The organism is Pseudarthrobacter sp. H2 (assembly GCF_050157045.1).
Lineage (GTDB): Bacteria > Actinomycetota > Actinomycetes > Actinomycetales > Micrococcaceae > Arthrobacter.
Map to the genome: position 1 here is coordinate 3,891,993 of NZ_CP189594.1, position 11,967 is coordinate 3,903,959.

The 11,967-nt window shown below is 67.3% G+C and carries 10 protein-coding genes, 1 tRNA gene and 1 other RNA gene; 5 read left to right on the plus strand and 7 right to left on the minus strand.

Annotated elements, in window-relative coordinates; translation table 11 throughout:
• Positions 1–38 precede the first annotated feature (38 nt).
• Positions 39–1,127: a glycosyltransferase family 4 protein gene (locus tag ACQCSZ_RS17990; RefSeq protein WP_427005049.1), complete on the minus strand. Its 1,089-nt coding sequence runs from the start codon at positions 1,125–1,127 to the stop codon at positions 39–41.
• A gap of 246 nt (positions 1,128–1,373) precedes the next feature.
• Here ACQCSZ_RS17990 and ACQCSZ_RS17995 point away from each other — a divergent pair, with 246 nt between their 5' ends.
• Positions 1,374–2,099 (plus strand): DsbA family oxidoreductase, encoded by a 726-nt coding sequence (locus ACQCSZ_RS17995; protein WP_427005050.1) that lies wholly within the window; start codon positions 1,374–1,376, stop codon positions 2,097–2,099.
• Between the two features lie 165 nt (positions 2,100–2,264).
• Complete coding sequence (locus ACQCSZ_RS18000) at positions 2,265–2,903, plus strand: TetR/AcrR family transcriptional regulator (RefSeq protein ID WP_427005051.1); 639 nt, start codon at positions 2,265–2,267, stop codon at positions 2,901–2,903.
• A 38-nt stretch (positions 2,904–2,941) separates the two neighbouring features.
• On the opposite strand, the gene ACQCSZ_RS18005 is transcribed toward ACQCSZ_RS18000, so the two are convergent.
• The gene (locus ACQCSZ_RS18005; RefSeq protein ID WP_427005052.1) at positions 2,942–3,619 is read right to left on the minus strand and encodes a LytR C-terminal domain-containing protein; all 678 of its coding nucleotides are present in this window, start codon (positions 3,617–3,619) and stop codon (positions 2,942–2,944) included.
• Entirely contained in the window at positions 3,612–3,911 is a 300-nt protein-coding gene (locus tag ACQCSZ_RS18010) for a type II toxin-antitoxin system VapB family antitoxin (protein ID WP_211880116.1), read from the minus strand. Before ACQCSZ_RS18010 ends, ACQCSZ_RS18005 begins: the two co-directional genes overlap by 8 nt.
• A gap of 179 nt (positions 3,912–4,090) precedes the next feature.
• Here ACQCSZ_RS18010 and ACQCSZ_RS18015 point away from each other — a divergent pair, with 179 nt between their 5' ends.
• Positions 4,091–5,017: a hypothetical protein gene (locus ACQCSZ_RS18015; RefSeq protein ID WP_427005053.1), complete on the plus strand. Its 927-nt coding sequence runs from the start codon at positions 4,091–4,093 to the stop codon at positions 5,015–5,017.
• 90 nt (positions 5,018–5,107) lie between these two features.
• Positions 5,108–6,742, plus strand: a complete 1,635-nt coding sequence (locus ACQCSZ_RS18020; RefSeq protein WP_427005054.1) for a stealth conserved region 3 domain-containing protein — start codon at positions 5,108–5,110, stop codon at positions 6,740–6,742.
• Positions 6,743–6,752: 10 nt separating this feature from the next.
• On the opposite strand, the gene ACQCSZ_RS18025 is transcribed toward ACQCSZ_RS18020, so the two are convergent.
• The 4 genes from ACQCSZ_RS18025 to ACQCSZ_RS18040 all read right to left on the minus strand — a co-directional run bounded on the left by ACQCSZ_RS18025 (position 6,753) and on the right by ACQCSZ_RS18040 (position 11,493).
• Positions 6,753–7,694, minus strand: a complete 942-nt coding sequence (locus ACQCSZ_RS18025) for a phosphodiesterase (protein WP_427005055.1) — start codon at positions 7,692–7,694, stop codon at positions 6,753–6,755.
• A gap of 178 nt (positions 7,695–7,872) precedes the next feature.
• Complete coding sequence (gene fdhA / locus ACQCSZ_RS18030; RefSeq protein ID WP_427005056.1) at positions 7,873–9,084, minus strand: formaldehyde dehydrogenase, glutathione-independent; 1,212 nt, start codon at positions 9,082–9,084, stop codon at positions 7,873–7,875.
• Positions 9,085–9,433: 349 nt separating this feature from the next.
• The gene (locus ACQCSZ_RS18035; protein WP_427005057.1) at positions 9,434–10,816 is read right to left on the minus strand and encodes a M23 family metallopeptidase; all 1,383 of its coding nucleotides are present in this window, start codon (positions 10,814–10,816) and stop codon (positions 9,434–9,436) included.
• Positions 10,817–11,408: 592 nt separating this feature from the next.
• Positions 11,409–11,493: transfer RNA gene (locus tag ACQCSZ_RS18040), tRNA-Ser, on the minus strand.
• Positions 11,494–11,846: 353 nt separating this feature from the next.
• Here ACQCSZ_RS18040 and ffs point away from each other — a divergent pair.
• Positions 11,847–11,943, plus strand: an RNA gene (gene ffs, locus ACQCSZ_RS18045) — signal recognition particle sRNA small type.
• Positions 11,944–11,967: the final 24 nt, after the last annotated feature.

Sequence of the window (11,967 nt, forward strand, 5' to 3'; positions counted from 1 at the left end):
GATCCCTTCCCTTCGGGCAGACGTCGCGGACCCTGGACTCATGCACCAGGCGTCAACGAATCCTGTATCTGATTCTCATGGACCGTGCGCGGGCCCGAATCCCCGAGGGGCGACCGCTGCTCCAGGATCTGCGCGAACAAGTCCAGATGCTCGGCAACCATGCGATCAGAGCTGAACCGCTCCTGGACGGACGCGCGGCAGGCGGCCCGGCTGAGCGCGGCCGCCCGGGGCAGCAACGCCGGCAGGTCCGCCAGGGAGGCCAGATATCCGGTGCTGCCGTGCTCCACGACTTCCGGGGCTGAGCCGATCGGGGTGCCCACCACGGGGGTTCCCGTGGCCAGGGCTTCAATCATGACAAGGCCAAAAGGCTCGGACCACTGAATGGGATTGAGGAATGCGAACGCGCCGCCCATCAGCGCGTACTTTTCGGCATCCCCGATCTCCCCCATGAATTCCTCATTGGGACCGAGAAGCGGCTCCACGACCTCCCGGAAATAGCGCAACTCCTCAAGCTCGTGCATTTTTGCCGCGATACGCAGGGGAAATCCCGCCTTCCGGGCGATCGCGATCGCCTCCGTCACGCCCTTGTCGGGGCACATGCGTCCCACGAAGCAAACGTAGCCGCCCCGGCCCGCGCCCGCGGGAACGGCGGACAGGTCCAATCCATGGTGGATAACCCGCGCAACGGGCACCTCCGGAGCGTGACGGACCTGATCACGGGAAATGGCGATGATGCTGGCGTTTTTCCCGATGGCCCGGTAGACGTCCACTGCCGGGGGCGTCAGCGGGCCGTGAATCGTCGTGACCACCGGGACCGAGGACGGGCGATGCGGGTACAGCGGACCGGCGAGGGTGTGGTCGTGGATGACGTCCACTCCCTGCATGCCCCGGTACGCCCGTATCACGTGGCTAAGCTCCGACAGGGTATGCCCCAGTGCGGCCGGTTGCGAGATCCTCATCCCGGAAACGCGGGGAACCGGGCATTCGCTGTCCGAGGGAACGGCGAGCAAAACCTCATGCCCCGCAGCAGTAAAACCACGGGCGAGGCTGTCCACCACCCGCTCAATACCACCGTAACCGGCCGGAGGTACCGGAATCCAAGGTCCCGCTATTAGTCCTATACGCATTGCCTGGCCTCCCAGGTCGCAGGGCAGACTGCTTCCGCACGGTGGGTCGAAGGGCCGCTTCGGCGCATCACGGCAGGTTCACGATGGCGTCCGGACGAAAGGCATCCGGGGGCTGGCTGCATAGCCTACGTCAAACGATATTGCCCGCAACGGTTCCGGGCAAGGATCAAACCTTCCGCCGCCCCTGTGGCCTATCCAACAACGCCCAAGGGGAATGAGACCGCGTGGGCGGAGGTTGTGGGAAGCATGAAGATTGAGATCTGGTCCGACGTCGCGTGTCCCTGGTGCTACATCGGCAAGCGCCGCTTTGAAACTGCCCTTGCGGCCTTCCCGCACCGCGACTCCGTGGAGGTGCAATGGCGCAGCTACCAGCTGGATCCCACCCTCCCGGAGCACTACGACGGCACCGAACTGGAGTACCTGAGCACCCGCAAGGGCCTGGCTCCGGCGCAGATCGCCGGGATGTTCGAGCACGTGGCCGCCCAGGCCAAAGGCGAGGGGCTCAACTACCGCTTTGACGACGTCGTGGTGGCCAACAGCTTCACCGCGCACCGCCTGATCCACCTCGCCGCCGCGCACGGGCAGCAGGACGCGGCGAAGGAACGCCTGCTCAGCGACCACTTCGAGCACGGCAAGGACATCGGCAACCGGGAATACCTCACCTCCCTCGGCCTGGACCTCGGGCTCGACGCCGGCGAGCTCAGCGAACTGTTCAGCACCGACAAATACGCCGACGCCGTCCGGCAGGACTTCGAGGAGGGCCGCGCCCTGGGCATCAACGGCGTCCCCTTCTTTGTCATCGACCGGAAATACGGGCTCTCCGGCGCCCAGCCGGCCGGGACGTTCAGCGCGGCCCTCGACCAGGCCTGGCAGGAAAGCCATCCGCTCGTCATGGTTGCCGCCGCCGGCAGCACAGCCGGCAGCGGCGGGGCCACCGGTGAAGCGTGCGGACCGGAAGGTTGCGCGGTCTAGCCAAACGTCCGCACCCCGGACCTCCCCCTCCCCCTCCCCCTCCCCCTCCCCCTCCCCCGCGCGAGCGGACACTTGGCGCCCCGAAATCACGGTTTTTTGGGCGCGAAGTGTACGTTCGCGCCGGGAAACCGGAGCTTTGGTGACAGATCACGCTAAAGTGTCCCTATGCCCAGGATTTCGGCCGCGAACAACGCCGCCCAACGTGCCGAGACCCAACGCCGCATCCTGACCGCCTTCGGTGAACTGCTGTTCACCCACGGGCTGCCCGGGCTGACCATGACGGACGTGGCCAGGCATGCGGGGATCGGACGCACCGCCGTCTACAACTATTACGCGGACATCGAAGAGCTCCTCATTGCCTACGCCCTTGACGAGACCGAACGGTTCCTCCTGGACCTGAGGGAATCACTGGCCTCGCTGGAGAACCCGGTGGAGAGGCTGGCCGTCTACGTGCGCGCCCAGGTCGAGGACCTGAGCCGCAGGCATCTGCCGCCGGGGCCCGCCATGGGGGCTGTCCTTTCACCGGCGTCCTTCGCCAAGCTTGCGGACCATGTGGGCGAGCTCAGCGTGCTCCTGCGGGGCATCCTGCGCGACGGCATGGCCCAGGGCTACCTGCCCGAGACCGACATCGCGCAGCTGGCGCAGCTCATCCACGGCACGCTCTCCTCAAGTGCCGCCCGTGGCGGCGGCGCGGGCCTGGACCCCGGCGCCGAGGCACGCGTCGCGCGCACCGTGCGGTTCATCCAGCTGGGGGCCGGCGCCCGGTTCGACGACGCCGGCGCCCCCGTCCCGCTCAGCACCTAGCCACCGCGCCACCCAGGCTGCCCTCGGATCCGGCTGTCCTACCCGCCCGGCGGAACCGCCGTCGGAATGACGGGCAATGTCGGCTCGTCAACGATGCGCCGGGCCTCCCGCGGGCAGCTGAGCTTGCCCGGCGTCTGGTCCACCAGCTCGGGCTTCGCCAGCTCCTTGTAGTCGCCGGTCAGGATGACGTCAACGCCCGGGTCCGTGCGGCCGTCCTGGACGTAATCCGAGCCCGGCAGGTTGCGCTGCACGCTGAAGGCCGCCGACTGGCCCGCGGCCCCGGATACCACCAGCGCCACGCCGCGGTAGCTGGACGCGGTGTTGCCGACGGCCCCGACGATGAACTTGCGCGCGGCGAACTCGTCCGCCACGGTGCGGGCCAGGCCCGGGCGGTTCGTGGCGTTGAAGACGCTGACGGTGATCTTCTCGGGCGGCGTGTAGTCGAAGGTGGCTTCCGGGCAGGGGGACGCTGCCGCAGAGCTCCGCTCCGCCGTCGGAACCTTGATCTGTCCGTTCATGATCGCCAGGGCCGTCACGACTCCCGCGGCAATCAGGCCGAGCAGCAACGCCAGGACGACGCCGTGCAGGATCCTGCGGCGCAGCCGGACCCGACTGCCTTCCCCGTCCTCCGGCTCCACGACGGCGGCCTCCAGCTCGGAGGCGGTGACCACGCGGTGCCCGTGCAGGACCTTGACGTCCTTCGGTTTTCTAGCCATTGATCACCAGGACGCGCGCGTGGATGGCGGTGCGCTGGTGCAGGGCGGTGCGGACGGCCCGGTGCAGCCCGTCCTCCAGGTACAGGACGCCACGGAACTGGACGACGTGCGGGAACAGGTCGCCGAAGAACGTCGAGTCCTCCGCGAGCAGCGCTTCGAGGTCCAGGGTGCGCTTGGTGGTCACCAGTTCGTCCAGGCGCACCGGCCTGGGCGGGAGGGCGGCCCAGTCCTTGGGCGTGGTGTAACCATGGTCGGGGTAAGGGCGTCCCTCGCCCACAGCTTTGAATATCACCCTGCAAGCGTAAGGAACTTGGACGGCCAAGGGAATCACCGGGCGGAGGTCGCGGGTGGTTGTAGCCAAACGGTAACCATTTGTCACATTGAATGGCCGGTCCTGTCACGGTTGGGACTCGGCTGCCGCCCCGCTCCCGGACACATGCAAAGGGGCGTGGCGGCTGAGAGAATAAGTGCATGACTGCATCCGAAACTTCAGCCGGGATTTCAGCCGCCCCGACGCCGTCGGCTCCCCCGCTCGCCCTGCTGCTCGACGTCGACGGCCCGATCGCGAGCCCGGTCACCCGGGTTGTCCAGGACGGGATCATCGCGGACCTGCTGGCCCTGGCCGCCGTCGGGATCCCGGTCGTTTTCAATACCGGCCGGTCCGATGCCTTCATCCGCGAGCAGGTGATGGAGCCGATGATCGCCGCCGGCATGCCGGCCGGCACCATCATCCATGCCGTGTGCGAGAAGGGTGCGGTCTGGTTCAGCTACACCGCGGCCGGCCCCGGTCCGGTCCATATGGATAAGGAGCTCGCCGTCCCGCGGGCCTACGGCGACGACATCCGCCGGCTGGTCGCCGAGGACTATTCCGCCCACATGTTCTTCGATGAAACGAAGCGGGCCATGGTTTCCGTGGAACAGCACATCGCGGTCGCCAACTCCGATTACCGGGCCGAGCAGGAACTCTTCGACGCCGACGCGATGGAGCTGATGGCACGGCACGGTCTCGGCGTCGTACGGCTGGACCACCATGCCCCCGCTTCCGACGACCAGATCGACTACCGGGTGGATCCCACGATCATCTCCACGGACATCGAGTCCATCCGGCTGGGCAAGGACCTGGGCGCGAGTCGGGCGGTGGAACTGCTGGCGGCCCAGGGCATCACCCCCCAGGTCTGGCGCACGGTGGGCGATTCCCGCACCGACTACGCGATGGCGGACTGGCTGCACCACAACGACCACCCGGTGAAGCACGTGGACGTCCGGCCCGCCGACGGCATCCCGGTGAAACCGTATGAGGTGCTCACCGCGGCTGATCTGGGCCTGGCGGAAGACGTCATCCACGACGACGCCGGGGCCGCCTTCCTGCGCAGCTGGCGGTCAGCCCTCGCGGACTGAGCCCCGGCCCGGTACGGCGGCGGCTGGGAGGGCTCTGGCGGCGCGGACATGCGGGTTTTTTCCGGAACCGATTTTGGGCGGGAGGTTATTATGCAAGTAGATGCAACACCATTCAACGCAGCTCGGAGAAACAACATTACAGAAGCACTGATCCAGGACGAGATTTACTACGGCGGCCAGGCCTCCGAAGACGCCCACGCCGAGGTGACGTCCGCGGCCGCCGTCGCGAGGTTCCGGCCCCGCGAGGACGTGGTGCGCCGGCGCGGCCGGTATGCGCTGATCAATGAGAACCGCACGCAGTACCAGGCCATGGTCGAAGACCTGCTGTTCCTGCGCTCCGTCCTGGCCGGCGCCGGCCTCGACTACCTGCTGGTGCGCGGCAATAACCACCGCCCGGTCATTGCCGTGGACTGGAAGCTACGCAAGGAACTCCGCGACGCGCTCGTCGAGGCCTGCCGTGACGAGCCTTTTTACTCCATGAGCATCGATGCGAAGAAGAAGTCATCCGTGCTGGTGGCCGACGGCGAGCTCTCGCCCAACCGGCAGTCCCGGATCTTCCGGCTGTACCGGCCCCGGGTCGAACCGGAGGGCGGCTTTGAATTCGGCGCCTCGGCCGGTGTCCAGCTGGAGCTCTGGAGCTTCGAAGGGAACGAGCTGGTCCTGCCGATCGAAAATTCGCTGACCCGCCGGACCATGCTGGCGCAGGACGCGGTGCGCGGCACCGTGGAGCGCTACGGCCATACCTGGCCCACCATCGAGAACATGTTCGCCGACCACGCCAGCGACATCAGCTTCGACGTCGACCTGGTGTTCTCCTGGGTGGACGGCACGTCCCCGGAGTACATCGCGGCCCGCCGGGCCCGCATGGCCGGCGTCGTGGTGGGCGAAGGCGATGACCATGAGGCCCGTTTCCGCCAGATTGACGAGCTCAAGTACGCGCTGCGTTCGGTCTACATGTTTGCGCCCTGGATCCGCCGGATCTTCATTGCCACGGATTCCCCCACACCGTCCTGGCTGGCGGACCACCCGGGCGTGACGATCGTCCGCAGCGAGGAGTTCTTCGCGGACCCGTCCGTGCTGCCGACCCATAATTCGCAGGCGGTCGAGTGCCAGCTCCACCACATTGACGGGCTCTCCGAGCACTTCCTGTACTCCAACGACGATATGTTCTTCGGACGCGCCGTGGGACCGGACATGTTCTTCACGCCGGGCGGGATCACCAAGTTCATCGAGGCGGAAACACGGATCGGGCTGGGCGACAACGACGCCGAGCGCAGCGGCTTTGAGAACGCGGCCCGCGTGAACCGCAAGCTGCTCTGGAACCGTTTCGGCCGGATCACCACCCGGCACCTGGAACACACGGCCGCACCGCTGCGCCGCAGCCTGATGGCGCAGATGGAACAGGAGTTCCCGGCGGAATTCGCCAAGACCGCCGCCAGCACCTTCCGGGCGGCGGACAACATCTCCGTGACCAACTCGTTCTACCACTACTACGCGCTGCTCACCGGCCGGGCCGTCACCCAGACGGCTGCCAGGGTGCGGTACGTCGACACGACGGCCCGGGCCGGCCTGAACTACCTGCCCAAGCTGCTCACCAAGCGGAACATGGATTTCTTCTGCCTGAACGACGGCAGCTTCCCCGAGGTGCCGGCAGAGGAGCGCGCCGAACTCGTGACGGACTTCCTGGAGAAGTACTACCCCATCAAGGCGCCCTGGGAAAAGTGAGTCAGCCGGCCTAGTTGCGGGTCGTGACCTTGGTGTGGCCCGGTGTCTTGGCCGGATCCTCGGGCCTCGCCTGGCGCGGGATCCGGACTCCGGCGGAGGCAATGCGCCGTTGGACTTCCTCGGCGGAGACCAGCTCCCCCACCGGAGGGGTTTCACCGAGCAGGACCACGGAGTGCACGATCGTGTGCTCGTAGACATGGACAAGGTTGAAGGCCTGCCCGCCGTCACGTCCGCGCGTGCCGCCCACCGGCACATTCAGGTCCTGGGTGTAGCACGTGGCCGAGGCCACGGAGACGGGAATGCCGGCGAAGGTGGCGGTGGTCGAATAGTGCAGGTGGCCGCCCAGGATCGTGCGGACGTCGGAATTGCGCAGCACGCCGGCGAGCGCGGCCTGGCCGCGGAGCTCAACGAGTACGGCGAGATCCAGCACCGACGGAACGGGCGGGTGGTGCAAGGCGAGGATGGTCCCGTCCGGCGCCGGGGTTTCGAGTTCGGTCGCCAGCCAGTCCAGCTGCGCCTGGCTCAGTTCGCCGTGGTGGAATCCCGGCACGGAGGTGTCCAGGGTGATGATCCGCAGGCCGTTGATGTAGTAGCTGTGGTCCACCGGCGCGTCATTGGCCGGCTGGTCCAGGAGTCCGGCCCGGAAATTGGCCCGGTCATCATGGTTTCCCATCGCCCAGATGACGCGGGCGCCCATGGCCCGGCAGGCGGGCTCGACGATGGCGCGGAGCTTGGTGTAGGCCTCTGCTTCGCCCTGGTCGGCGAGGTCCCCTGTGAAGATCACTGCTTCGGGGCGCGCGCCCGAAGCGTGGACTTCCTCGAAGAGTTGCCTGAGCAGGGCATCACTGTCCACCGCTCCGTGCAGGGGTTGTGGTCCGCCCAACAGGTGGGGGTCACTCAGGTGGAGTAGGAAATGACGTGGCCGGGGGTGCTCGGCCTCCATGAGTTCCATTGCTGCCTTCTTGGTTGGGTGGAAGCGGTTGCCTCCAGCGTCCCTCTCAGTAAGGTCTATCCAACCAGACATTGGGCAAACAATGTGCAAACTTCCGGAGGCGTGTTCAAAAAAGGGCTATTAATCGTCTTCCCTCCTCCACATGCCCTCCGGCGCATATATCGGGAACAGGGTCCCGTCAACTGAGGTATCCGTTCGGATTGAGAACGTACTTCCGGGCGGCGCCGGCATCGAACTCGGCGTACCCCTTCGGGGCATCCTCAAGGGAGATCGCCGTGGCGTTGACGTTCCGGGCGATGTGGACCTTGTCATGCAGGATGGCCATCATCAGGCCGCGGTTGTACTTCATCACCGGACACTGGCCGGTGGTGAAGCTCAGTGACTTTGCCCAGCCGGTGCCGAGGCTGATCGACAGGGAGCCCTTCTTGGCGGCCTCGTCAATGCCGCCCGGATCGCCCGTCACGTAGAGCCCGGGAATACCGAGGGCGCCCCCGGCCGCGGCCACCTCCATCAGGGAGTTCAGCACCGTCGCCGGAGCCTCGTGCGCACCCGCGCCGTGGCCCTTCGCCTCGAACCCGACTGCATCCACACCGCAATCGACTTCCGGAACGCCCAGGATCTGCTCAATCTGTTCCGCCGGGCCGCCCTTGCTAAGGTCGACCGTTTCACAGCCGAAGCTGCGGGCCTGCGCCAGGCGGTCCGTGTTCATGTCACCGACAATCACGACGGCGGCGCCCAGCAGCTGCGCGCTGGTGGCCGCGGCGAGCCCCACGGGGCCGGCGCCGGCGATGTAGACCGTGGAGCCCACCCCGACTCCTGCGGTGACGGCACCATGGAATCCTGTCGGGAAGATGTCGGACAGCATGGTCAGGTCCATCATCTTTTCCAGGGCCTGGTCCCGGTCGGGGAACTTCAGCAGGTTCCAGTCCGCGTACGGGACCAGGACGTAGTTGGCCTGGCCGCCCACCCAGCCGCCCATGTCCACGTAGCCGTAGGCGCTGCCGGGGCGGTCAGGATTGACGTTGAGGCAGATGCCTGTCTTGCGTTCCTTGCAGTTCCGGCAGCGGCCGCAGGAGATGTTGAAGGGAACCGAGCAGATGTCCCCCACCTTGATGAATTCAACGTCGGGCCCCACTTCCACCACCTCGCCGGTGATTTCGTGGCCGAGGACAAGGTCCACGGGGGCTGTCGTGCGGCCCCGGACCATGTGCTGGTCCGAGCCGCAGATGTTGGTGGCAACGGTTTTGAGGATCACGCCGTGGCGCACCTGGCGGCCCACATTGGCGGGGTTTACTCCCGGGCCGTCTTTGAGCTCAAAGCTGGGGTAGTCAATATCGATGAGTTCGACCTTGCCTGGCCCCTTGTAGGCAACGGCTTTGTTCGCTGTCATCTCTTCCTCCTGGTGTCACGGACCCCCTGGACGGGTGCCCTGTTGTGATTCACGAAGCTTTCTGATGCGCCCTCCGCCGATGTGCCGGCTGGCCGCCGGGCCATCCGGAGGACTCCGGGGGCAGCCCGGCAGGCAGGCCCGGAAGGTTGGAATGTCCGCCCAGTCTAGGCGGCAAGGATGATCAGGGGTAGGGTCCTTGGTCCTAGGCCGGGATCAGGCGAGGGCTGCCCGGGCGGGCCTCGACGAGCGGGTGCTGGTTCCCGCCAGGACGTCTGCCTTCGCGGCCCACGCCCGCGGGACGGTTGTGCGCCCTGAAACGCACCCGCGCCCGCGGGGCGTCGCCTCGACGCTACGGGAGCGGCGCCGTCGCGGGGTCAGTGGCGGCGCCGGTGGCGGGGTCAGTCGCGGGGCCGGTCGCGGCGGGTGCCGGAGTCGTTGCAGGCACCGGAGCCACCGTTTGAGGCGGCTGGACCGCGGCGGGCGGGGTGAGGGAAGCGATGGCTGGCGCTGCGGGCGGCGCTGCGGCCGGCACGGCCGGGTCCGGGGCGGCCGGGTCCGGGCCGGGAGCTGGCGTATCAGCTGCGGGCGGTGCGGTGGGCGGTGCCGGTTCCGCCGGCGGCGTGGTGGGCAGTGCCGGTTCCGCCGGCGGCGGTGTCGGGCTCGGTGGGGGCGTCACGCTGGGTGCCGTAGGCGACGGCGTGACAGTAGCCGGCTCCGACGGTGGTGCAGCCGGCGTCTCAGTAGGCGTCGGCGACGGGGTGGCGGACGCCGTCGGCGAAGCCGTAGGGGGTGCTGACGGCGTCGGCGACGCTGACGGAGCTGACTGCGAGGCCGGCGGCGCTGCTGCGGCGACCTTGATGGCTGCCGCCGACGCCGGCGGAGAGGAGGCGGCCACGGCGGCAACGGTCCGTTCCTGGTCGCCGCCGGCGACCACGTGCGTCAGGTCTGTCCGGACAGGAATGGCCCAGCCGAGGCCTGCGTTTGATGCCTTGTCGGCCTCCGGGGCGTAACTGGTCATGGCAAGGGGGCCCAGCGGGTCCACCTGCCGGATAGGTATCATCGCCCAGCGGAGCGGGTCGGTATGCGAGCCGTTGAGGATGGTCTCGAAATGCAGATGGCAGCCTGTTGATGAGCCGGTGGACCCCACCCTGGCGATGACTTCGCCCACCCGCACCGAATCGCCCTTCTTGACGGCGATTGCCTCCAGATGGTTGTACGTGGTGATGAGGCCGTTGCCGTGGTCGATTTCCACCCGGTTGCCGCCACCCCAGGGGTGCCAACCGACGGCGCGCACTACGCCGGCGTCGGCCGAGTAGACTCGCGTGCCGCAGGCCGCGGCGTAGTCCTGGCCCCAGTGGAATTCACCCGCCTCTAACGTCAGCGGGCTGATGCGCAGGCCGAACGGGGAAGATGGTACGAGCGACTCCAACGGAGCCATGAGCGAACCCAACGGCGGCCGCTTCATCCCGGCGGAGGCAACATTGAGCTCGCCGCCGCCCTCTTTGGACGTGGTCTCGACTGTGGACCTGGTGAAGGCCACGAGCGCCAAGGCATCCGCGGTGAACGCTGATGCAGCCGCTGTCGCCGCGCTCGGTGCGGTGGCCGGCACTCCCGGATCCAGCGTGCCGGGTCCCACGACACCGGTGGGCGGCAACGCGCCGGTTGCGTCGCGAACCGCCGTGCCCGCCAGGCCTTGAATCCCGAAGGTCAGGACCGCCAAGGACAGGCACACGCCCCCTGACAAACAGCGCACGGCAATGGTCCGTGCCCTGATTTGCTGCTCACTCGATGAATTTCCCCAGTGTTTTCCCACGATGAGACTCCTGCTGTCTGCCCGCCAGACCCCAATCTCGACGGACTCACCTACCAATGGGACCACAGGGGGCCGGCCCTGTGAACCGCCGACACGGCCCGATTGTGGCCTCATTCCGGAATTCTCGTGGCCTCCGAGTAGAACCCGAGTGGCGACCCAGTAGTCTCCTGCACCGAAGCAGGTGCTGGGCCGAGTGGGTGTGCGTGGGAAAGGAGTATGCGCAACGTCCCCAGGGAGTGGCGGGCCGCACTCAAGTTCACGTTCACGTTCACCGGGACTGCGGACCGCACGGCTGGGCCCCATCCCGATGCCGGCGAGACTGGCCACGAAGGTGGCACCCGCCGTCGTCCATCTGGCCCCGGGCCGGGTAGGCCCCAGCGAAAAGGCTGCCCGGAACCGCCTCGGCAGGCTGGCCTGCCGGGCCTGATCCGGCCGGCCCTGCCTGCACGCCGCTCTGCAACGGGTCCCGAAGACGCAAAAAGGCCCCGGTCCAGGGGACCGGGGCCAGACGCGGAGAATGGGGGATTTGAACCCCCGAGGGCGTTAACCCAACACGCGTTCCAGGCGTGCGCCATAGGCCGCTAGGCGAATTCTCCAGTAGCTTCTGAATCAAAAGCAGATACTAGACTACCTGATCTTCCCGGCATCGCCCAATTGGGCCCTCAAGCCCTCCCAGGACCCTCCCGCCAGGGGACATGCCCCACCCCTGTCCGCGAGGGATGGACATAGGCCCATCATGCCCGTCGCTGGTCCCGAAAAATGGGCATGTCCCGCGCGCCGGGCCGGCCCCGGACTCCCCTTCCGCCGGACATGCCCCGTCCTCGGTGCAAGGGATGGACATAGACCCGCTGTGCCCGTCGCTGGACCCGAAAAATGGGCATGTCCCACGGGGAATCCCGGGCGCAAACGGGCCGATTCGGGGCACGCTCAAACGTCGGGTAAGCTTACTGGCGGCCCCTCATGTGGCGTCATCCTGTTGAACTCCCCCAGGACCGGAAGGTAGCAAGGGTAAATGGGCTCTGGCGGGTGCATGGGGGGTCTTTTATGTCTGTGCCGATTGGTAGGGTTTA